Origin of the sequence: Paenibacillus sp. FSL K6-1330 (genome assembly GCF_037976825.1) — a bacterium.
In the GTDB taxonomy this organism is placed as follows: Bacteria; Bacillota; Bacilli; order Paenibacillales; family Paenibacillaceae; genus Paenibacillus_AQ.
In genome coordinates this window covers 5,787,983-5,809,605 of the sequence record NZ_CP150269.1, presented here as the reverse complement: position 1 = coordinate 5,809,605, position 21,623 = coordinate 5,787,983, and the positions used below count along the sequence as shown (strand labels likewise).

The window sequence follows — 21,623 nt, the reverse complement described above, 5'->3', positions numbered from 1 at the left end:
TATTTAGAAATTACCGCCAAGAATCGACATCGTTAACGAATGGTCAATTTAGAAAGTCGGAGGTGCCTTTCCCGGCATGTTGTTTAATTCCTATCCCTTTATTTTTATATTTCTGCCGATCACGGTTATCGTATATTTTGGGTTGAATCGGTTTCGGTATAGCCTGGCAGCCAAGTGCTGGCTGGCGCTTTCTTCGTTATTTTTTTACAGCTGGTGGAATATCAGCTATCTTCCTCTTCTTCTCGGTTCGATTGCCTTCAACTATTTCATCGGACGGCTGCTGCAAGCCCGTCAAGCCAACTCCCAAGACGCTTCTTTCTCCCGGCGAGGCGCCAGAGGCATATTAATTTGTGGCATTGCAGGCAATGTGCTGCTGTTAATCTACTATAAATACGCCGATTTCTTTCTCGTTAATATAGGAGCTGCAACAGGATGGGAAGTATCTCTCCTCAATCTGGCGCTGCCGCTTGGGATCAGCTTCTTTACCTTTACCCAAATCGCATATTTGGTAGATGCCTACAAAGGGAAGGCCAGTGAGTACAATATCGTCAACTATGTGCTGTTTGTGACCTTCTATCCTCATTTGATTGCGGGACCGATCCTGCATCATGGTGAGATGATGCCGCAGTTCGATCGGGTTCGGGGGAAGCTGTGGGATTGGGGAAATGCCGCAAATGGTGTTTTTATATTCTGTATCGGCTTGTTTAAGAAGGTGGTCATTGCCGATACACTGGCGGTCTATGCCAATGCGGGCTTTGACTCAGCAGCAGGCTTCGTTGACTCCTGGATCGCTGCTTTATCGTACACATTTCAACTCTACTTTGACTTCAGCGGTTACACCGACATGGCCATCGGTGCGGCGCTTCTGTTCAATATTCGGCTGCCGCAGAACTTCAATTCACCTTATAAGGCGCTGAACATACAGGATTTCTGGCGGCGCTGGCATATGACCCTCAGCCGTTTTTTGCGGGATTATATTTATATCCCGCTCGGAGGCAACCGCCGGGGTGAAGCGATCATGCTGCGGAACCTGGTGCTGACCTTCCTGATTGGTGGTCTGTGGCACGGTGCCGGCTGGACCTTTCTGTTCTGGGGCCTGCTGCACGGTGTGGGACAAGTCATTCACCGATTTTGGGGGAAGCTCGGTATTGCGATGCCGCGTCTTCTCGCTTGGACGATCACCTTTGTGTTCATTACGGTTACCTGGGTCTTTTTCCGTGCGGAAAGCTGGGCTCAGGCTGTGCGTTTATTGAAGGGAATGAGCGGTTTGTCAGGCATCCACCTCTATTTGAACGATGCCATATTAGAGCCGCTGGCCATCATTGTTGTCATCGCGCCGATTGTGCTGCTCTGCCGGAATTCCTCGGAATTGTCCGTTTCCTTCCGTCCGAATTTCAAACAAGCCGTCGTATGTGCGGTTCTGTTTGTCATCTCTCTGATGTACATCACCCGCATTAGCGAGTTTTTGTATTTTAATTTCTAGGAAAGGCGGCGTTCAACATGCCAACGACATCAACGGCCACCAAGTCGGCGTCTCCCAAGTCGAGCGCAGCCGCTGCTCCTCAATCCGTTCGTATTCATCGGAGGGCAGGGAGAAGGATGCTGATTCAGTTTGCGCTCGCTTCCCTCATTGTTGCACTGCTGGTCGGCTGCATGACATTTGTATTGGATCCCTTTCAGTTCTACCGCAAAGCGACCTGGTACACTCCGATCTTTACTAGCGAGCAGCGATACCAGAATCCGGGATTAGTCCGCAATTACCCATATGATATCATCATCCTCGGCACATCCATGACGGAGAATTTCCTGCCGTCCGAAGTGGGGAAGGCGATGGGAGGCCAAGCGCTAAAGTTATCCATGCGCGGGTCGACAGCCGATGAGCAGTACAAGATAGCGTCTCTGGCGCTTCAGACTGGGAAGGTAAAGACCGTTTTGTGGGGATTGGACTATTTTGCACTGAAGAATCCGGATGAAGGCGCGGACGACTATTTTCCGGAATATCTGTATGACGATATCTGGTGGAATGACTATAAGTACTGGTTCAATTATTCAGCCTATGAAAATTTTGCGAGAGGGATCGTCAGAACACTCATGGGAGGCACTCCCCAAAATATCGAATATCTGTACAACTGGAACAACGAGGTGTCATACGGAAATGATCAAGTGATGAATGCCTATGATCGGGCCAGAAATACAGAACACTATTTTGGCGTGAATGAAGAGCCGATCGAGGAGGTTCAGCATCATTTCAATACATATGTGTTGTCGTTGGTAGAGGCATATCCCGACGTTGAATTTATTGTCTATTACCCACCATACAGCATCCTGCGGCAGAAGCTGTGGCAGGACACGAACCCGGCCCGTTACAGCAATCAACTGGAGATGAAGACGTGGATGTTCCAGCAGCTGAATCATTACGGCAACACGCAAGTATATGATTTTCAGGCCGAAGTGGACTGGACGTATGACTTCTCGCAGTTCAAGGATCTTTCTCATCATTCCCAGGACATAAACTCCCGGATTACTCAAGCGGTGAGCCTGCAGGATGCCCGCTATAAGATGACCCCCGAGAATGCCGCGACCTTCATGGAGCGGTTAACCAAACAGGTTGATACAGTGCTGATAGTCGGGAAGGAAGCCCGAAGCGTGGAGGTACGGATTACCGAAAACGGAGAACCCGTCCATTTTACAAGTCGGAAGATGCCGGATGAGACGGAATTGATGGTACCCGTGAAGGAAGCGGTTAAAGCGCTCGGGTTATCGGCGGCATATGACGCAGGAAAAATAACTTTATCGGGTAAAGGTTCTGTCGCCGAACTGACGGTAGATTCAACGAAAGCTTGGGGGTGGAGCAGCCAAGAGGATCGCAAGAAAGAAGCGGCCGCAGCCGAAATTACGCTTCGGCATGCTCCTTATATCTCGGAGGGCAAGACGATGATGCCCCTCCTGCAAACGGCAGATTTATTGGGGTATCAAGTAGAGGTGAAGAAGCTGGATCAGTATACGTTACAGTTTGTACTCGAGGGTCCTGCATCATAGAGATATTGTGATGGATAGGCTCCTTCGGTAATAGAAGAACCCGGTCTTGCTATAGGCAAGTTACCGGGTTCTTTGACGATTGTATTGGGTCAGGTTATTTTAATGGAACCTGCTTGGACAATGATTCAAATTGCTCCAGGTGAGGAGCCACTTTGTTTTGAATGCTCTTGAAATATTGGATCGCGGCGTCATTTTGACGCTGTTCAGCCGCCGAGTTGGCAGGGAAAATCGAAGATTCTTTGTTGATGGTGCCGTTTTTATAATGAACGCTGAACATCGTTCCGGCGGCCCAGGCTTTCTTCATGTTTTGATTGAAGCCCATGATTTCGAGCGATTCCTGGCCTTTCTTGTAGATAAAGTTGTAGTCGGGATCCGCGATGGCATGAGTGACATCGTATCCGCTTTGGAAGGCGCCTGCCTGGAATGTCCCTTTCTGGATCTGATTCCATCGGACGGACCCGTCAGGCAATTTCACCTTATGCGTCAGGATGCCTTCGCCATCCATTTTGTCGTTGCTCCAGCGGCCGGTGTATACCACCTTATGTGTTTCACCTTCTTCTTGGTATTCGTTAATGTATTTACCGTTTCCGGTGCGCTTCCCGTTAATGAATTCGCCGGAATATTGTTTGCCATTTCCCCATTTGATCGTACCGCGTCCATTGGGCTGGCCGTTGGCTGCTTCACCGTAATAGGACGTCCTTTCGGAGATTTGTATCCATTCCTTGGCTGAGGCCGCATCGACGGAAACCGGCAGCGAAGTTAGTGAAGAGACCATAATCGAAGCTGAAAGTGTTAAGGTTACGGATAATGCCGTTATTTTTTTCATGAACATGTAGGCTCCTTCGTTGATATGGTTCTATTATACACTTCTCTGGAAACTTCTTCATTCCCTATACGTCCTATATAATGGAGGTAAACGATAACGGGGGGAACAGGATATGACACATGAAGAAAACGCCGCAGGCTGGGACGCGATTGATGAGCAGCTGCTGAAACTGTACGGGGAGCAGGAGCCGAAACATTACGGGGCTCTAATTCCCTATGCCCTTGGAGGACCCGATCCGCTGAATGGAATCAGCGCTTATACGTCAAATGCCCCAAGTCCGCATTGGCATATGGTTACTTATGGCTTTAGCGAGCTGTATGACAAGGAATCGGACAATCTGGAGGAGAGCGGTTACGGATTCGAATTGACGTTCAGGCTGGCTAAGGGGGAGGAAGAGGAAGAGCCACCGGCGTGGGCGCTAAATCTGCTTCAGAACATGGGGAGATATGTGTTTAACAGCGGGAATGTTTTTCGCTCGGGAGATTATTTGGATGCCAATGGGCCGATCTGTCTGGGTGCCGATACGCAATTGACAGCACTCGCCTTCACCCTGGATCCCGAGCTGCCGGGGATGAATACGCCGAATGGTCGGGTAGAATTCCTGCAGATGGTTGGCATCACACGTGAAGAACTCGAGGCGATGCAGACATGGAATACGCTTGGCGTATTACAGGCTTGTGCAGATTATATGCCGCAATATATAACGGATCTGGATCGGGATTCGCTCCTGAATGTACCGTCGATTTCGGAAGCCGTTGACCGAGGGACAAAACAAGAGGGCTCCAACACCGGATTTCTCTACGTGAGCCAGCTGGCTTTTGAACCGGGGAAGAAGGGCTGGTTAAGTAAAACTCGGGCTACATTACAAATAGGTGCCAAGCAGGCCGAAATTATCGGGAAGCTGCTGCAGGGCCGAATTCTGAAGGATAAGAAACTGAGCCTTGTAGGTTCGGATGTTCGGGTCGTATTTGAGCCGGGAGAAGAGAGCCGCTGGACTGCGGAGGACGGAGATGTTACCCTGGTTTTGGACGATCGAACCGCGGGTGAATTCTCAAGCCGATTGCTGCCGCAGGTCAGCACCTTCGAGCTTTCTGGCTTGCAAGGAATCCGGATTGAGGTCCTGAAGACGGAAATCAAGGATCAAGAAGGAAATGTTGTACAAGTTATCGGATAGTACGGTGAAAAATAAGAATAACACAGATAGAAACAATTTCCTGTCCATATAAAATAGTTTACAATTTGATTGATGTCTATATACTTATACTTTAAAGCGGTACATAAACATCATGCTACAGGGAAATGGTTCTGACAAAGGGAGGATTACATTGAAAGCATCTATTAAAGTAGGGATCGTAGGTTATGGAAACTTGGGCAAAGGCGTACAGAAAGCAATCGGGCAAAATCCGGATCTGGAGCTGGTAGCCATCTTCACGCGCAGAGACCCGCAGCAAATGCCGTCCAATTCCGGTGCTCGCTTCGAGCATATATCAGCGGCAGAGCAATACATCGGCAAGATTGACGTTATGATTCTGTGCGGCGGTTCGGCTACGGATTTGCCTGAGCAAACGCCACAGCTTGCCAGCATGTTCAATACGGTAGACAGCTTTGACACACACGCGAAAATCCCTGAGTTTTTCGAGGAAGTCAACAAAGCAGCGATGGGCGGAGGCCGTGTCAGCGTCATTTCGACGGGCTGGGATCCGGGCTTGTTCTCCATGAATCGTCTGCTTGCCGAAGCGATTTTGCCGGAAGGAAAAGATTATACCTTCTGGGGCAAAGGCGTGAGCCAGGGCCACTCGGATGCCATCCGTCGTGTTCCCGGGGTGAAGGCAGGCGTTCAATATACGGTTCCAGTAGAAGAGGTTATCAACCAAATCCGTGCTGGTGAAACACCGGAGCTCGCCACGCGCGAGAAGCACCGGAGAGATTGCTTCATCGTAGCGGAAGAAGGTGCGGACCAAGAGCAGATCCGTCAAACGATTGTGTCGATGCCTAACTATTTTGCCGATTACGATACAACCGTAACTTTCATTACGCAAGAAGAGCTTGAGGCTGAGCATGCAGGCATGCCTCATGGCGGATTTGTCATTCGCAGCGGCTTAACCGGAAGCGGAAATAAACAAATTGTTGAATTTGGCCTGAAGCTTGACAGCAACCCGGAATTTACGGCCAGTGTGCTGGTGTCTTATGCAAGAGCTGCCCATCGTTTGAGCAGAGAGGGACAGAAAGGCGCCAAGACGGTGTTTGATATCCCGCTGGGATACTTATCTCCAAAATCGGCCGAAGAGCTCCGTAGCGAGCTTCTATAAGCTGTAAGAAGCCCTACCGCATATGCGGTAGGGCTTCTTTTTGTTTCTTATTTATACGATACCTTGTGCGATCATAGCATCAGCCACTTTGATAAACCCTGCGATGTTGGCACCAGCCACTAGATTGCCAGCTACGCCATACTCCTCTGCAGCATCTACGGCACTGCTGTAGATGTTTTTCATGATCTGATGCAGCTTCGCATCCACTTCTTCAAAGGTCCATGACATTCTCATGCTGTTCTGGCTCATTTCCAGCGCGGATACGGCAACCCCGCCTGCATTGGCGGCTTTAGCCGGTCCGAACAGCACGCCGCTGTTGATGAACTGCTCAATCGCTTCCAGCGTGGAAGGCATATTGGCTCCCTCACCGATAGCTTTTACACCATTCATGATGAGTGTTTTCGCTGCTTCTTCATCCAGCTCATTCTGCGTGGCGCAAGGAAGTGCGATATCGCATGGAATGGTCCAGATGCCCGTGCAGCCTTCGGTATATTCGGCATGCGGGTGAATCTTGACGTATTCGCTGATCCGCAGGCGATCCCGTTCCTTCAGCAGCTTCACGGTTTCGAGGTTAATTCCGTCCGGATCGTACAGGTACCCGTTGGAATCACTGCAGGCGATGACGTGTGCACCGAGCTGCTGTGCTTTTTCAATCGCGTAGATGGAGACGTTGCCCGAGCCGGACACCACGACGCGGCTGTCTTTGAAGCTAAGGCCTTGCGAAGCCAGCATCTCCTGTACGAAGTAGACGCAGCCGTAGCCGGTTGCTTCCGTACGTGCCAGGCTTCCGCCATAGATGACGCCTTTGCCTGTCAGAACGCCGGCCTCATGTCCGCCGCGGATCCGCTTGTATTGGCCGAACATATAACCGATCTCGCGAGCGCCGACACCGATATCGCCAGCAGGCACATCGGAATCAGGTCCGATATGACGGTAAAGCTCGGTCATGAAGCTCTGGGTAAAACGCATGACTTCCTGATCGGACTTGCCTTTCGGATCGAAATCCGAACCGCCCTTGCCGCCGCCGATGGGCTGGCCTGTGAGCGCATTTTTGAAGATTTGTTCAAAACCAAGGAATTTGACGATACCGGCATACACCGAAGGATGGAACCGGATGCCGCCTTTGTACGGACCCAGCGCGCTGTTAAATTGGACACGGAACCCGCGGTTTACTTGGGTTTTGCCTTGATCATCCACCCATGGAATACGGAAGGTGATCATTCGTTCAGGCTCCACAAGGCGTTCCAGAATACCGTGTTCCCGATATTTCGGATGCTGGGCTAAAACAGGGACGAGGGAATCTACAAATTCACGGACGGCTTGATGAAACTCTTGCTCATGCGGATCTCGAGCCACCACTTGGTTATAGATGGATTCCACATAGTCTTTCGCGGCAGTAAGGGGTGAAGAAACGGAAATATTCGTAGTCACTTTTGCGATGCACTCCTTCAAATCGTTAAAGTAGAATTGCGTGATAAATCGTCTGTTTTGCGGGAAAGGTAGCCTGTCTCGGACAATTTGTACTAAAACATTAAAAGTTTGCACTCAGCATTTTTAAGTTAAAAAGAATTGTATAGAATCTTGCCCCGTATTACCAATAAAATGTTTTTTGCGAACTCATTAAATATTTCTATAAAGTTGTCATTTGGTGTAAGTTAATAAGCCATAACTCCGTGTTTCGTGTAGCTAAAATGCAAAAAATAATCCGAATTTGTCATGGGAAAATACAAATAAAAGGAACTTAGGCTTCAACTTTTTCGGTATGTTTAGCGTCTGAGGTTATGGAAGACTTGGAATCTTATTACAGGAGCTGAGAGGGCATGAAAAGGTTATCGGCAGCGATGTTTATTTTGGCAATAAGTACCTTGACGGCATGTGCGGATCCGGAGATGGAGCAGGTCCCCGCCCCACCCGTTTCGAACGTGAAGCCAGCGCCTGATATAAAGGATGAGCAGCCCTTGGTGGTCCAGGATGTGGCTGCTTTACAGGAAGGGACCTTCGCTTTTGCCGACGAGACGGGGCATAGGCTGTTGGTAGACCCGGATGCGGCTATTCAGGATGAGCAAGCCTCGCTGATTGCCGTGGGACAGGGAGGCGTGGTGCTTCCGGTTCAATATGCCGGCTCGCAGCCAGCGACGGAGGAAGATAACGGCAGGCAAACCGCACCGAATTTCAGCCATCAGGCTGGACAATTATATGAGGTGAGCGAAGGGGCCGCAGAACCGAATGCCACCTATTTTATCATCCCTAAGCGCCATCTTCCTACGGATGCCTTAATGACTATTCAACCAGCAAATCCGGAGGAGATCAATGAACAGGAGCTGCAGGACATCAAGAACAGCAAGGGGAGAGAAGTAGACAAGGCATGGCCCATTGTTCAACTTCCTGATGGGGAGTCCCTCTATCTGGTGCAATTCGTCAGACAGGGTGATGATATGCTGGCAAGCCTGGCGCTGAAACGTGAGAGCGGCTGGTTATATTATGATTATCCGGCGAAGTTTGATCCGAGCTCTACATGGAGAGTGGATGATCAAGGCGAGGTGCGGCCGGAGATGTTCTCATTTCTCTTTGCGGCAAAAACGGAGCTTGGCTTTGTGTTGGGCGTCCAATGGATGGGCTCGGAAGGAGAGAATGTTTCGCTTCTATCCGTGTCGGATGATGCCATTACAGATCTCGGGCTGGCGTATGGAAGATATATGTCTCCCTAATAAACCGAAGATGAAGCTGAGTATGATGAAAAAAAGATAAAAAAGATCGAAACCTGCCCAAACGGCTGTTTCGATCTTTTTTCGTATAAAAGGATAAGTCCGCTCTTATTTTGAAATATCAATAAATCCTTCGCCAAACACGTCGCGTACGTCATGGATCGTGACAAAAGCGTTTTTGTCTTCGGCCCGGACGATTTTTTTGAGCATGGAGACTTCCTGTTTACTGATGACGATGTAGAGCACATCTTTGGTCTGACCGGTGTAATATCCATAACCCCGGAGGACAGTCACCCCGCGATCCATAATCTCCGTAACCCGAATTGCGATGCGGTCATGATGAGTTGAGATGATGGTAACGGCCTTTTTGGGATTCAAGCCTTCAATAATGAACTCCATCGCCTTGGTGCCGATATAGAGGATGACCACGGTGAACATCACCTTCTCGATCCCGATTACAAAGACAGACAGTCCGGCCACGATCAGGTCAAAGAACAGCAGGGCATAACTGATATTCCAATCCCAATATTTATTAGCCAGGCGGGCCAATATCACCGTACCCGCCGTTGTGCCACCCACCCGGACGATGAGTCCAATCCCGACGCCGGCAAACAGTCCGGCAAATATAGCATTGATCACCGGCTCATCCGAAGCGATGCTCCAGTTCTCCGTCAAATGAAGGAACAGAGAGTGAAAGGCAACAACGATAATGGTATAGACCGTCGTTTTTTTATCCAGAAGCTTGTAGCCGATAATCAGCAAAATCCCGTTAATCACAATGCCGACCAGCGCCGGGGACCATTTCAGCACATAAAACAGAATGATCGAGATCCCGGTAACGCCGCCTTCGCCAAAATCGTTGGGAATGACGAATAAATTGACGGCCAGCGCAAAAATAAATGCCCCGATGAGCAGCATGATCATATCAAACGCTCTTTTTTTCATACGATATACCTCCATGACTTTCAACAAGCTCACAAAAAAAGCGACTAAAGGAAAAAATCATCCTTTAATCGCTTTATGCAAACACAGGTTGCGCAGCTCTTTTGATATTCTCATTATAATAATCATTACATGGAATGTAAATGATTTTTAATTCACTGAGCGTAGGCGGCGACGCAAATGCCTACGTTTTAGCCCCACCACAAGTGGGGCGTTTTTTATAGGGTTATCGAGAGGACGACGAGAATAGGAGCGCAATATTTCGAAATGGGGCCTGTGATAAAACTAAAAGTGAAAGAAAAAGAGGAGATGATGAGAACATGAATACATTGACGGGAAAAGTTGCTTTGATTACAGGCTCCAGCCGAGGCATTGGACGTGCCATCGCGATACGATTGGCAAAGGAAGGAGCGTTGGTAGCCGTTCACTATGGCAAGAACCATGAGGCCGCGGAAGAGGTCGTGAGCGAGATAACCGAGGCCGGAGGCAAAGCTTTCTTGGTAGGGGCGGATCTTACTTCCATGGATGGAATAAGTGCCCTGTACGGGTCGCTGGATGAGACGTTGAAAGCACGAACCGGTGAAACATATTTTGATATTCTGGTTAACAACGCAGGGATCGGCTTAGTGGAAACCATCGAGGAGACCACGGAGGAAAGCTTTGATGAAGTGATACGAATGAACGTGAAGTCGCCATTCTTCATGATTCAGCAGGCTCTCCCACGCCTTCGAGACGATGGCCGCATTATCAATTTATCTTCTGCGGTAACCCGAATCTCCTTGCCCAATATTCCTGCGTATACGATGACGAAGGGGGCCATCAATTCGCTGACCCTCTCCCTGTCGAGCCAGCTGGGTTCCCGCGGAATCACGATCAATGCGATACAGCCTGGATTCGTAGCTACTGACATGAATGCCGCCATGCTTCAGGACCCGGCCTCGTTCCAATTCGGAGCCGGCTATTCGATCTTCGGAAGATGGGGTGAGCCTGGGGATATCGCAGATATTGCAGCATTTCTGGCTTCTCCGGACAGCCGCTGGATCACCGGTCAATGCATCGATGCCAGTGGAGGATCCCATCTGTAATGACTGCTCCCTCTTTCCGATATTTCCATTATAATGATTGGAGAAGATCCAAGACAGGAAGTACCAGGATGGAGGAAGGCCAAGATGTGGAATATCAATTTTGAGCACCCGTATGACAAACGTTCCGGCGCGACCGGTGAACAAATGGCTCGTTTTGTTAAGGAGTGGAATACGGAGCTGTCTGCCCAAGAAATGGATGAAATCAAGGGAAGACAAGTGAATCCTTTTCACAAAACGTCTCCCTTTTACGATCAATATACGCCGCTCGATCCTGCAGGCTGGAAGCTGCCTCAGAGGAATTTCCCCGCAAGCTATTTGGACTTATTGAAGTATTCCAACGGCGGGGAATTTCAACAGGGAGAACGTCTTTTCCAGTTCTTTAGCACGGATGACCTGAGGGAGATGAACCTGGCTTACGAGCTGCCGGAGTATATGCCGAAGGCGGTGTCGTTTGCGATGGATGGAAGCGGAAACCATTATATGTTCGATATGAGGGAAGAGCCGGTAAACGGAGAATATCCGATTTTGTTTGCGCATTCCGGCAGCTTGGGCTATGAGGACTGTGAGCGGGTTGCGGATTCTTTACCCGCATTATGCACGGAGACATGGGAGCTATATTAAGCCTGACATAACATAAGAGCCCACGCGTGATGCGTGGGCTTTTGCGTGTAGCGGATGAGGAATGGCGTTGTCCCATGTAACGATGATGATTAGGCCAGAACTTCGACAGTAAACCCGCCCGGGGCTTTAATGTAAAATGTCCATCCGTGGGCTCTTTGTGGCGGCTCGACATCGAACCCATCATCCTTTAGACGCTGATAAAGTTCATTTACCTTCGCTTCGCTTTCCTGAATAAAGCCAATATGAAACGTCTTGGGGTAGTTAACCTCGGTCCCCCGCATTAAGGTCAGCACCATCCCTTGATCGTCAAACATCGCTGCAAACGATTGGCCGCGCTCGCCTCCGATTTTGAGTCCGAAATAGGTTTGCAAAAATTCCTTTGCTGCGGTTACATCAGTGACAGTGAGATTAAGATGGTTCAGTATCATATCGTGCACACTTCCTTTCTGTGGAATGAGTGATTCTTAATTTAAGCGTAGCACATTTAAGCAAGTGGAGAGCTTATGCAGGTTTAGGGCAGGCATGGTCGGCGAAACCCGTCATACAAGTCGAATGTTTTAGATAGGGCTTCGCCATGATTGCTTGGAAGGAGGAAGCGTATAAAATGGATTTAACGTAACAGATGGAGCAAGCATCTGGTATAATAACATCACATTAATTGATAATGATTATCATAATCAAGGAGGGCGTTCCGTGTCACTAGCTTCAACGAATAAACTTCCCCCTCATTTTTTTCACGTACCGACTCGTCTAATGGGATTGGATGAAGAGATTCCGAGCGCCAGCGGAAATCATCAAGAGCAGAGCTATCGCATCGTGATCATCCAGGAGGGAGAGGGCCTGCTGCATGCGGATGAGCGATCCTATCCGGTTTTCAGAGGAAGCGTATTTGGTTCCGGCAGCCTAACGGAACTCAAGTTGGAATCCATAAGATTAACGCCTTTACGGGGGCTTTATATGGAATATCGATGCTTATGTGTAGATGACAGTGCATCTTACGGTCTTGAATGTAATGTTCCGATTCATGACATTCCGTCCGAGATTTTACGGATGGCCGGAGAACTTGAGAGCATCTGGGGAGGTGCGGATCACGGGGAGCCTTTTCAGCTGCAGCATCTGTTCATTAAACTGCTGCAAGAGATCCATGCGGAGACGATATCCAGATCATCTTCACAGCAACGATCTTGGGTGGAACAAGCCCAGCAGTATATGGAAGAGAACTACTCTAAAGATCTGACAAGAGAGCAGATGGCTGCTAGGGCGGGTGTTAGTCCGGAGCATTTCTCGCGCAAGTTTCGCAACCATACCGGACGTACCTTTAATGAATACTTGACCCTGTTTCGAATACGTAAAACGCAAGAACGACTGTTGACCAGGTCGCAAGATTTAAATACGCTGGCGCAGGAAGTAGGGTATAAGGAGGGCTTGTACCTCAGCCGTAAATTCAAGGAAGCCGTAGGCATGTCTCCTACGGCTTATAAACGTAAACCAAAGCGAATCGCCGCATTGAACCTAAACCATACGGCATCCTTGTTGGCGCTTGGGGTTACGCCTGAGCTGGGGGTGTATACCCCTTGGCTTCAGCAGACCCCATACAGCAATCATCTGAGTGCAGACCATCGTTTCGACCGTATGCTCTCGCATTCGATCATTATTATGAGACGATAGCTTCATCCAATCCGGATCTGATTATCAGCTACGATTCGGCAATTGAGAACAAGGCGCTGCTCGCTTTGGCACCTGTCCTGGATCTGCCGTTCAAGACGATGAGCTGGCGCGAGCAATTCCGCTTCATCGCTTCCGCCATAGATAAAGATGCGGAAGCGGAGGAATGGCTGTCGCGTTACGACGAACGGGTCGATCACTCGAATGAGGTACTCAATGGAGAGCTTGGTAAGCGGGGAAGCGCCGTCGTCTGGGAATTTTGCGCGGATACAGCCTATTGCTTCAGCGGCAGTTTTGGCAGAGGGAGCCAGATTCTATACGACGATATTGGATTTCATCCGCCTGCCGGGCTGGTGGATGAAGGGCTCCATCGCCGCGGATATGTGGAAGCGGCAATCGGCAAGGTCGCTTCTTACGCGGCCGATCATATATTCATAACGTCATTACCTAACCATCCTCACGGTCTGGAGCGCATCAAAGCATTGTTTAGATCACCGGATTGGCGGCATTTGGATGCGGTACGGCATAATCGAGTCTATGTTCTGAATCAACCGGAATTATTCTTCGGATATGATCCTATCTCCTCGCAAGCACAGCTGAGCGAATTGATGAAAGTGCTGACAGGACATCATAAATTTGCATGAGTAGACATCATTTTAAGGCATAGCCATTAGAGGGGACAGGAGGTAATGTTTTATATGAGAATGATTATCGTTATCGATATATAAGGGGGATATAAAGTGTTTTCTTTTCGTAGTTTAAGCAGAAGGCGTGTAACTCTTGTTACCGCAGTGCTCTTTCTGGCATTTATGCTCAGTGCCTGTGGAGCAGGAGAGACAAGTAAGGGAAATAACACGGAGACCGTATTGACCGCAGCTAATGATTCATCGCAAGCGCTGGATACGAATTCGGCGGAAGAATCCAAAGTGAAAACCGTTTCTACCGTCAATGGCGATATCGAAGTTCCGGTGAGTCCGAAGCGCATCATCGCAGAAGAATATCTGGGCAGCCTGATTGCGCTTGATGTCATTCCGGTTGGAGCGCCGGGGCTTACCATCCAAAATTATTATTTTAAAGAATCCTTAAAAGGAATCGAGGATATCGGGGATTACGGAAAACCGTCGGTCGAGAAAGTCATGGCTTTAAACCCGGATCTCATCATTACCGGCAATGGGGAAACAACCTATGAGCAGCTAAGCAAAATCGCACCGACTATCGTCATTCCATATGGAGATTTAAAGAATGCTCATGAAGAGTTGACTTATTTCGGTGAGTTATTTGGTAAGGAAGAGGAAGCCAAAACCTGGCTGGAGGAGTATGATCGGCGTATAGCGGCAGCCAAAGCTAAAGTCGATGCAGCGATTCCGGCGGATGCGACCTTTAGCATTATGGAAGACGGCGAGAAGACAACCTGGGTGTACGGTGATAATTTCGGCCGTGGCGGTCAGCCTGTCTATCAGGCATTGGGAAGAAAGCCTCCGAGCGGGGTGGCTGCGGAAATATTAGAGAAGCAATGGGCTGAGTTAACGGCTGAAATGATAGGAAAATACGCGGGCGATTACATTATTATGACGTCTAATACGCGTACGATCGAAGATTTCCGAGCGGATCCGATTTGGGGCAGTCTCCCTGCGGTCAAGAAGGGGAACATGTATGTATGGCCCGAGGAGCGTTCCTGGTATTACGATCCGCTTGCCGTTCTTGCCCAGACGGAAGAATTGGCAGAATGGCTCTCCAAGAAGAATTGATACATAAAAGGTGCTCGTCAGAGTCTTGTCATTATACAGGGCGATGGTAGGGCACCCTTTTTTGATCGTGATGCAAGTACGAGCAATCAAATCCTCAAAAAAATAAAACCTCCTCTCATTTTTCTATTCTTGCTGCCCCTGGCCCAAAGTGTAAGGCCTCCCGTGGGAGGGAGAATCAAGAGCTCAAGAGCGCATTTTGCCTGCAATTCTGCTATAATACTCGGTAGATATAACCCCCTTATTCAGAAAAAAAGGTGACTTTTCATGCTTTCATTTACTAGACTAACGAAATGCAAACCCCCGATCCCGTAATTTCTTTGCCAGCCAACTAGAGATTTTTTGAAATGATAAGGGGGATGTTAGCTGTGCAAAGAAAAATCTCAAATCCATCCATATGGTTATTAATTATCCTTGTGGGTTTCCCACAAATTAGTGAAACGATATATACACCTTCATTACCGGACATTGCCCATCAATTGGGAGCAAGCAACAATGCAATCCAACTAACGCTCAGCATTTACTTCCTAGGCTTTGCCTTCGGAGTGTTTTGCTGGGGAAGGCTTTCGGATTCCATCGGACGTCGTCCTGCTATGCTGTGGGGCATCCTGGTTTATGGATTAGGCAGCTTGGGCTGCTATCTATCCGGTTCGGCCGAATGGTTATTGGTGAGCCGATTCATTCAGGCTTTTGGTGCCAGCACCGGCTCGGTCGTCACCCAAACCATTTTGCGTGAGAGTATCGATGGAGCCAAGCGTCATGCGGTGTTTGCCCAGATTTCGGCAGCGCTTGCGTTTACACCCGCTATTGGGCCGCTCATTGGCGGATGGGTGGATCAATCTCTTGGTTTCAGAGCAGTGTTCTTGACGTTGGTTTTGATGAGCGCCGCCATTTTGTTGTATACCTGGACTTCTCTGCCTGAAACCAGGGTAAAGGCTGTCTCGAAGATTAACACCCTCTCCGTGGGCAAGCGCCTGGTCTCTGACCCCAGAATATGGGGATTCGGTTTTCTCATTGGAGCCACCAACGGCATATTGTTCAGTTACTATGCGGAGGCCCCGTTTATTTTTATTGAATTTTTTCAGATGAGCCCCGGCGGCTTTGGTTTCTTCGGTATCTTTGTTGCGATGTCATCCATCTTAGGTGCGATGCTGTCGAAGAAACTGCTGACCAGGCTTCAGGCTGAGCGCATTATCGTGATCGGCACGATCATTACGATGCTGGGGGCTCTTTGCCTTACCGTTCTTGCTGTTATCGGAATTAACGCCACTATAATGGATATGGTGTTAATGGTAGCGTGTATTTTTATTCTGCTGCTCGGCATCGGAATGGCGATTCCGAATTGCCTTAGTCTAGCGCTGAACCAATATGGAGATGTGCTCGGAACGGCAGGAGCGATCTTCGGATTGGGTTACTACATTGTTGTCAGCCTGATTACGAGCGGCATGAGTCTTCTTCACAATGGCTCGTTAATCGTGATGCCCTTGTATTTTCTTGGCCTTGCCGCAGTCATGGTCTGCGTGAGCAAGAAGCTTGCTGGATATGCGCGGAGGTAGTTTGGCATCTTGTTTAAGTTTCATATAGGATTGAAAAGAAGCTGTCCCTTTTCTAGCAGGAGGGGCAGCTTCTTCTTGCCACTGGATTAATAGAGCGGCGGTGGTACGCCTATCAATAAAAGATTCCCCGTCACAGTGGAATATTTATCCATGGTTTGGTACCATTTTATAGACCTATAATACTTTACTTAAATAAAGTGATGGAACTGAATAAATTCGCTTTCTACAATAAAGAAATACACTGTGTAAAAATGACTATTTCATCCAAATTCTTGATACTTGTTGAGCATTCTTCTATGGTCATAAATCCTGGTGCCTAATTGTCATATGACATTTTAAAGTGTCTTGGCATGATGGGTGACGAAATGACACTTGTTGATATGACAAGCCTTTTGCCATACTCGGTTCAGCCAGTTGTTATGAGGCAAATACATTTTGAGGAGAGACCATGTATGAATAAAAAGACTCGCACCATCGCTGTTCTGCTATTATCCGCTATGGCAACGACCGCATGTATCCCAGTTAGCAGCTCGACAGCTAGCGCAACAATGGCCACGCCCATTGCATCTGTAAGTCCTAGTTTGGAGGGGCCCCGCGATGCCAAGGAGGTAGAAGCATTTGCAGATAGCGTTATTACGGACGTGATGAAGAAGTATAACACAGTCGGTACTAATTTTGCGGTCGTGGCCGATGGGAAAGTGTTACTAAGCAAAGGTTACGGTTATGCCGACAAAGAAAAGAAGATTCCCGTTGATAAAGACACCGTTTTCCAGATCGGCTCTGTTACCAAGACATTCACGGCCTTGGCGGCAATGCAGTTGGTCGATAAGGGGAAAATCGATTTACGAGGCGACATTCAAAAGTACTTAGGAGGAGTGAAAATTCCGAATAAAACGGGGAAAAACCTGACCATGTATGATCTGCTTACCTATTCAACCGGATTTGATTCACCCGATATCGCTTCGTATTATTCACCGGAATATGTTAACAAAAACTTTCCAATAAAGGATTTTGTCAGATCACATATGTCAGCGGTTGTAAGGCCTCCGGGGGAAATATACACTTATGACAATTTTGGGTTTCTGCTAGCGGGGTATGCGGTAGAGAACGTCTCGGGAATGCCCTATTCGAAGTATATGGAGAAAAACATTTTCAAACCGTTAGGCATGACCTCAACGAATGTGCGAATTACGCCTGAACTATTAGGCAGAATGGCTGCTCACTATGGACCGAAGGGTGAAAAAATCCCTATGGATGGAACTATTCCTACAGAAAAACCTGAAGGTGGTATCGTCTCAACAGCAGATGACATGGCAAAGTATCTCTTAATGCATCTGAACAAAGGAAAGTATGATGGCAAAGAAATTGTGAGTCAAAAAAGCATAGAGCAAATGCAAACATACCAGCTTTTTGCTGATAAAACGATTCCTATTGCAACAATCGGGTTTGAAGGCTACTTCCATGAGAAGATGAATGGTCAACATGTGGTTCTAAAAGGAGGGAATGTTACAGGGCATTCATCCCTGATTGTTATTCTGCCTGAGAAAAATACAGCCTTGTATATGTCAAACAATGACGACAACCCCTATGTGAGCATTGACGTGTATGAAGCATTTATGAATCACTATTATCCAAGAAAGACAGAAGTTCCAAAGCCAACCTATTCGGCAATCAGTGAGCAGCAAGCCAAAGCGTATGTCGGACTATATAAAAACACGCGTATTGATGCCATGAGGACTAAGGTTTCTTATTCGAACGGGAACTTAGTTTTGGAAGCAGGAGCTGCAGGCAAACAGACGCTGAAAATGATCCATCCTTTATTGTTCGAAGATGAATCAGGTACTAAAATTACGTTTAAGAAAAACGCAGCTGGCCATATCGCATATATGTATTCTACGAGGCTACCAGACTTAGTTGCATTTTCAGAAAAAATTAACGTTGATTCACCTTTCTCTGATGTACCTGCGAATAGTAAGTATAAATCATATATTAACAATCTTAACGCTTTGAAAGTCATGATCGGGAAGTCTTCCCATATCTTTGATCCAAAAGGAACGATGACTCAGGGAGAATTCTCAGAAGTGCTGCTTCGCGCCCATGGGATGCATAAACAGCCTTACATGATTGAACCCAATAAGAAGCAGATGAAAGCCGGACTGCCTAATTATCAGCCTAATTCTCCGATCACTAGACAAATGGCGGCGGTAATGATCCAAAACCTGAAACAGGTAGAGCCTAGAACGAAGGTTAAACTGAGTGGAAAAACGGATGCCTGGGCAGTGGAAGCGATCAAGGCGCTTGTTTCCCAAGGTATCATAGACCCAGATACCAAGGTTAAAACGGATGGCTCCGTGAACTTCCGTTCAAAAGAACTTTTGAAACGTCAAGAGGCTAGTGCCTTATTGGATCAAGCATTTAATTACTATACTTTACCGATTAGTCACTAATTTGACTGATCCTTTCAATGCGGGAAGAAAAGGGTCTTCCAGAGAAGACCGAAGAAGTATCTTGACTATTATCTGGGTCGGATCAAAGGGTAGAACGTGGATGCGGACAGGCTTCATGTCGATGGCTGTCTGAAAAAGCCTAGACGGACATTGCCGTGACGAAAAACGATTGATTATATGGATATCTAAGGAGTGATCAGAATGTATGGCGAGCAGGTGCTGCGAGTTCGTGAAAAGCTGAAACAGGCGGCTGCCGCAGATCCGAACTGTCAGGTATTCGGTGCGCGTATACACCAATACCGGTTGTATGAGCCGTTGAGTCAGGCAGAGCTTATGCAGTTTGAGCAGCAGCATGGCGTTAAGCTTCCGGATGCGTACAGGGTTTTTCTTACTGAGATTGGAAATGGAGGAGCTGGTCCCTATTACGGCATTCATCCGCTTGGGAAGAAGCAGGTGATTGGGCTGGAACGGATTCATGAACCCTCAGTACTCCGATCTGCAGCTAGGGAGGATCAAGCGGCTGGAAGGATGACGAAACTTTGTCTTGATGATGATATAGACGATGAGGCGTACGATGAGGCTATGGCTGAGTGGTGCCAGGGCCTGCTGAATATCGGAGAACAGTGGTGCGGCTATGAGACGATGCTGATCGTTACCGGAGAATACCGCGGAAAAGTTGTGTATCTTGATCTAGATCAAACCCGATTCTTTTTCACATATGAAGAGCATTTTCTGGATTGGTATGAACGCTGGCTGGATGAGACCATAGCTGGCTATGAGAGCGCCTGGTTTGGGCGGCGAAGAGGAGGGGATGCCCAGGCCTTGATGAAGCTGTACCATACTGAACGGGAAGAATATACCCGGTTCGAGGCTTTGGAAGGCATGCTTAAACTGCCATCCATTGCACCGGAAACTGCAGATTTTCTAGTCAATCAATATAAGAGGGGCCCGGCGAATATTCCAAGACTGGCTTTGCAAGTACTGGCCAAAATGGATTTTGACCGTGCCGATCCACTCATCCGGAGGACGCTGCATAGTCAGGACCCCGCGGCGCGGCTGCTGGGCATGCAGCTGATCAAACGGTATATGCCGCAGGGGGAGAGGCGCTTTATGGACGAACTGCTAGCTCTGCTCCCGCAGGAACTGAATGAGGAGGCATTCCGACTCTGCAGTAAGCTTCTGTACGAGGCCGGGGTGGAGCCGCTACCGCTGCTCATTCCTTTTTTCAAGCACCCTAACCTGGAGGTTCGTATTCAGGCTGTTTATCTGGCTGGAAAATCAGCGGACAAGGCGAATTATTTGCCGGATTTTATTCGGGCCCTGGAAGACGAAGAAGTACGTGTGCAGTATACCGCACTGCAGGCACTGGGGGAGGTCACCGATCCCGGATTGATGGAAATCTATGAACAGCTGCTGCGTAAGCATAAGACCAACAAGGATTACATCCGCTCCTATATCAAGGTGCGGCTGGAGGAATTCGCCTTTGCCTCATTAGAGGAGGTCGAAAGAGAGATTCCGACAGAATGCACGCATGTGCGGGGCATGTTGAAGAAGATAGTGGGTCTTTAATGGTGGCATGAGGCTCAAATGGTTTTTTTTCTTATAGAACTTTAATTCCTTTCAAAGAAACGGAGGCGAGCGGTATGAGCGAACCGTGGACAGCATCGATGAGCGGGGTTCCCTGGAGCACGGACAAGATGGACAGTGCCGTCAAACAACTACGGAACCGTGCTACGATCGGTTTTGTTGTTGGGGCAGACAAAGCGGAAGATCTGCTGAAGCTGGATGAACAGGTGTTCTCCAAGCGTCCGGACTTGATATTGCATATCTATCATGCAGAGGCGAAAGGTCGTTATAGGGAGGAATTTTTGGAGACACTTTCAGGATTGAAATTTGTTGCTGCTTTGCACCTGGATCTCAAACAGCAACAGGATTTGAATAGGCTGGCTGCAATGGATCGAATGGAATTTCTAAAGATACGCTCGCCCAAAACGCAAAATCTCGACTTTATCCGGAATTACAAGTTTTTAAAATACCTTGAGCTTAGTGGCAAATTTGATGATCTATCTGCGATAGCGGACTGCATTCGGCTGGATACGCTGGTCCTGAACTGCCCGATCGACCAGCTGGATTTTGTCGTGGATTTGCCGCTGATGAAGTATCTGGCCATAGACAGCTGTACTTTGAACGGTTCGCTGGAAGTGCTGGCTAGCTCCAATATAAGTATGCTGAGGCTCTCTGCCGTCCGAAATCTGACGAATATCGATGCCCTGGCGGTATTGGATCATTTGGTTTTCCTTCACTTGTCGCTGCCGAAAGTCGAGCGCTTGTGCGATTTCTCGCATATGCGAAATCTCCGGCAGCTTGAACTGGATTACATGAAATCCTTGCAGGAGATCGGGAACTTGTGGACCGCGGACCGGTTGGAGGTTCTGATGTTAAAGGAGATCCCTACAAGGATCAAAGCGGAAGCCTTGGACAGCTTGGCGGATATGGATTGCCTGCGGCAGGTAGACTTCCGGTTTATCGATACCGGAAAAGGCCGCATTGCCGCCATGCGCAAGCGAATGGCTGAAGCGGGCAAAGAGCATCTTCTCTATGAGAATATCGCCGAGGAGAAGCGGATACAATCGATGGCTCTTGAGCATCTATCAGGGAGACTGATGTAAGAGTGCAGATGCTA

The 21,623-nt window shown here is 48.3% G+C and carries 18 protein-coding genes; 14 read left to right on the top strand and 4 right to left on the bottom strand.

What is annotated here, in order from left to right; translation table 11 throughout:
• The first annotated feature begins 76 nt into the window (after positions 1-76).
• Both NYE54_RS26405 and NYE54_RS26400 read left to right on the top strand, forming a co-directional pair.
• The gene (locus NYE54_RS26405) at positions 77-1,483 is read left to right on the top strand and encodes an MBOAT family protein (RefSeq protein WP_339267350.1); all 1,407 of its coding nucleotides are present in this window, start codon (positions 77-79) and stop codon (positions 1,481-1,483) included.
• 17 nt (positions 1,484-1,500) lie between these two features.
• Positions 1,501-3,039 (top strand): copper amine oxidase N-terminal domain-containing protein, encoded by a 1,539-nt coding sequence (locus NYE54_RS26400; RefSeq protein WP_339267348.1) that lies wholly within the window; start codon positions 1,501-1,503, stop codon positions 3,037-3,039.
• Between the two features lie 94 nt (positions 3,040-3,133).
• Here NYE54_RS26400 and NYE54_RS26395 read toward each other — a convergent pair whose 3' ends face one another.
• A complete protein-coding gene (locus tag NYE54_RS26395; protein ID WP_339267346.1) occupies positions 3,134-3,865 on the bottom strand; it encodes a hypothetical protein in 732 nt (243 codons plus the stop codon).
• A 112-nt stretch (positions 3,866-3,977) separates the two neighbouring features.
• On the opposite strand from NYE54_RS26395, the gene NYE54_RS26390 reads away from it, so the two are divergent.
• Positions 3,978-5,039 carry a suppressor of fused domain protein gene (locus tag NYE54_RS26390; RefSeq protein WP_339267344.1) on the top strand — a complete coding sequence of 354 codons (1,062 nt, stop codon included), beginning with the start codon at positions 3,978-3,980 and terminating at the stop codon, positions 5,037-5,039.
• A 151-nt stretch (positions 5,040-5,190) separates the two neighbouring features.
• Positions 5,191-6,174 carry a diaminopimelate dehydrogenase gene (locus tag NYE54_RS26385; protein WP_339267343.1) on the top strand — a complete coding sequence of 328 codons (984 nt, stop codon included), beginning with the start codon at positions 5,191-5,193 and terminating at the stop codon, positions 6,172-6,174.
• A 51-nt stretch (positions 6,175-6,225) separates the two neighbouring features.
• On the opposite strand, the gene gdhA is transcribed toward NYE54_RS26385, so the two are convergent.
• On the bottom strand, positions 6,226-7,605 hold the full coding sequence (gdhA, locus tag NYE54_RS26380; RefSeq protein ID WP_098748466.1) for an NADP-specific glutamate dehydrogenase: 1,380 nt from the start codon (positions 7,603-7,605) through the stop codon (positions 6,226-6,228).
• A 389-nt stretch (positions 7,606-7,994) separates the two neighbouring features.
• On the opposite strand from gdhA, the gene NYE54_RS26375 reads away from it, so the two are divergent.
• Complete coding sequence (locus NYE54_RS26375; RefSeq protein WP_339267341.1) at positions 7,995-8,882, top strand: hypothetical protein; 888 nt, start codon at positions 7,995-7,997, stop codon at positions 8,880-8,882.
• A 105-nt stretch (positions 8,883-8,987) separates the two neighbouring features.
• Here the strand turns inward: NYE54_RS26375 and NYE54_RS26370 are convergent, their stop codons facing one another.
• Complete coding sequence (locus NYE54_RS26370) at positions 8,988-9,824, bottom strand: YitT family protein (RefSeq protein ID WP_076324391.1); 837 nt, start codon at positions 9,822-9,824, stop codon at positions 8,988-8,990.
• Between the two features lie 317 nt (positions 9,825-10,141).
• Between NYE54_RS26370 and NYE54_RS26365 the strand changes: the two genes are divergently transcribed.
• Together NYE54_RS26365 and NYE54_RS26360 are read left to right on the top strand one after the other, a co-directional pair.
• A complete protein-coding gene (locus NYE54_RS26365) occupies positions 10,142-10,906 on the top strand; it encodes an SDR family oxidoreductase (RefSeq protein ID WP_339267338.1) in 765 nt (254 codons plus the stop codon).
• Between the two features lie 84 nt (positions 10,907-10,990).
• On the top strand, positions 10,991-11,527 hold the full coding sequence (locus tag NYE54_RS26360; RefSeq protein WP_339267336.1) for an SMI1/KNR4 family protein: 537 nt from the start codon (positions 10,991-10,993) through the stop codon (positions 11,525-11,527).
• Between the two features lie 89 nt (positions 11,528-11,616).
• Here the strand turns inward: NYE54_RS26360 and NYE54_RS26355 are convergent, their stop codons facing one another.
• A complete protein-coding gene (locus NYE54_RS26355) occupies positions 11,617-11,955 on the bottom strand; it encodes a VOC family protein (RefSeq protein WP_339267334.1) in 339 nt (112 codons plus the stop codon).
• A gap of 265 nt (positions 11,956-12,220) precedes the next feature.
• Between NYE54_RS26355 and NYE54_RS26350 the strand changes: the two genes are divergently transcribed.
• From NYE54_RS26350 to NYE54_RS26320, 7 genes are all read left to right on the top strand, one after another.
• Positions 12,221-13,195 (top strand): AraC family transcriptional regulator, encoded by a 975-nt coding sequence (locus tag NYE54_RS26350; RefSeq protein ID WP_339267332.1) that lies wholly within the window; start codon positions 12,221-12,223, stop codon positions 13,193-13,195.
• On the top strand, positions 13,102-13,836 hold the full coding sequence (locus NYE54_RS26345; protein ID WP_339267330.1) for an ABC transporter substrate-binding protein: 735 nt from the start codon (positions 13,102-13,104) through the stop codon (positions 13,834-13,836). Before NYE54_RS26350 ends, NYE54_RS26345 begins: the two co-directional genes overlap by 94 nt.
• A gap of 96 nt (positions 13,837-13,932) precedes the next feature.
• A complete protein-coding gene (locus NYE54_RS26340; RefSeq protein ID WP_339267328.1) occupies positions 13,933-14,940 on the top strand; it encodes an ABC transporter substrate-binding protein in 1,008 nt (335 codons plus the stop codon).
• Between the two features lie 365 nt (positions 14,941-15,305).
• Positions 15,306-16,493 carry a multidrug effflux MFS transporter gene (locus tag NYE54_RS26335; protein WP_339267326.1) on the top strand — a complete coding sequence of 396 codons (1,188 nt, stop codon included), beginning with the start codon at positions 15,306-15,308 and terminating at the stop codon, positions 16,491-16,493.
• A gap of 452 nt (positions 16,494-16,945) precedes the next feature.
• A complete protein-coding gene (locus NYE54_RS26330) occupies positions 16,946-18,940 on the top strand; it encodes a serine hydrolase (protein WP_339267324.1) in 1,995 nt (664 codons plus the stop codon).
• A 201-nt stretch (positions 18,941-19,141) separates the two neighbouring features.
• Positions 19,142-20,509 (top strand): HEAT repeat domain-containing protein, encoded by a 1,368-nt coding sequence (locus NYE54_RS26325; RefSeq protein WP_339267322.1) that lies wholly within the window; start codon positions 19,142-19,144, stop codon positions 20,507-20,509.
• A gap of 74 nt (positions 20,510-20,583) precedes the next feature.
• Entirely contained in the window at positions 20,584-21,609 is a 1,026-nt protein-coding gene (locus NYE54_RS26320; RefSeq protein ID WP_339267320.1) for a hypothetical protein, read from the top strand.
• Positions 21,610-21,623: the final 14 nt, after the last annotated feature.

Coding starts and splice junctions, on each gene's coding strand:
- NYE54_RS26405 (WP_339267350.1), top strand. CDS start 77: ATGTTGTTTAATTCCTATCCCTTTATTTTTATATTTCTGCCGATCACG.
- NYE54_RS26400 (WP_339267348.1), top strand. CDS start 1,501: ATGCCAACGACATCAACGGCCACCAAGTCGGCGTCTCCCAAGTCGAGC.
- NYE54_RS26395 (WP_339267346.1), bottom strand. CDS start 3,865: ATGAAAAAAATAACGGCATTATCCGTAACCTTAACACTTTCAGCTTCG.
- NYE54_RS26390 (WP_339267344.1), top strand. CDS start 3,978: ATGACACATGAAGAAAACGCCGCAGGCTGGGACGCGATTGATGAGCAG.
- NYE54_RS26375 (WP_339267341.1), top strand. CDS start 7,995: ATGAAAAGGTTATCGGCAGCGATGTTTATTTTGGCAATAAGTACCTTG.
- NYE54_RS26370 (WP_076324391.1), bottom strand. CDS start 9,824: ATGAAAAAAAGAGCGTTTGATATGATCATGCTGCTCATCGGGGCATTT.
- NYE54_RS26365 (WP_339267338.1), top strand. CDS start 10,142: ATGAATACATTGACGGGAAAAGTTGCTTTGATTACAGGCTCCAGCCGA.
- NYE54_RS26360 (WP_339267336.1), top strand. CDS start 10,991: ATGTGGAATATCAATTTTGAGCACCCGTATGACAAACGTTCCGGCGCG.
- NYE54_RS26355 (WP_339267334.1), bottom strand. CDS start 11,955: ATGATACTGAACCATCTTAATCTCACTGTCACTGATGTAACCGCAGCA.
- NYE54_RS26330 (WP_339267324.1), top strand. CDS start 16,946: ATGAATAAAAAGACTCGCACCATCGCTGTTCTGCTATTATCCGCTATG.
- NYE54_RS26325 (WP_339267322.1), top strand. CDS start 19,142: ATGTATGGCGAGCAGGTGCTGCGAGTTCGTGAAAAGCTGAAACAGGCG.
- NYE54_RS26320 (WP_339267320.1), top strand. CDS start 20,584: ATGAGCGAACCGTGGACAGCATCGATGAGCGGGGTTCCCTGGAGCACG.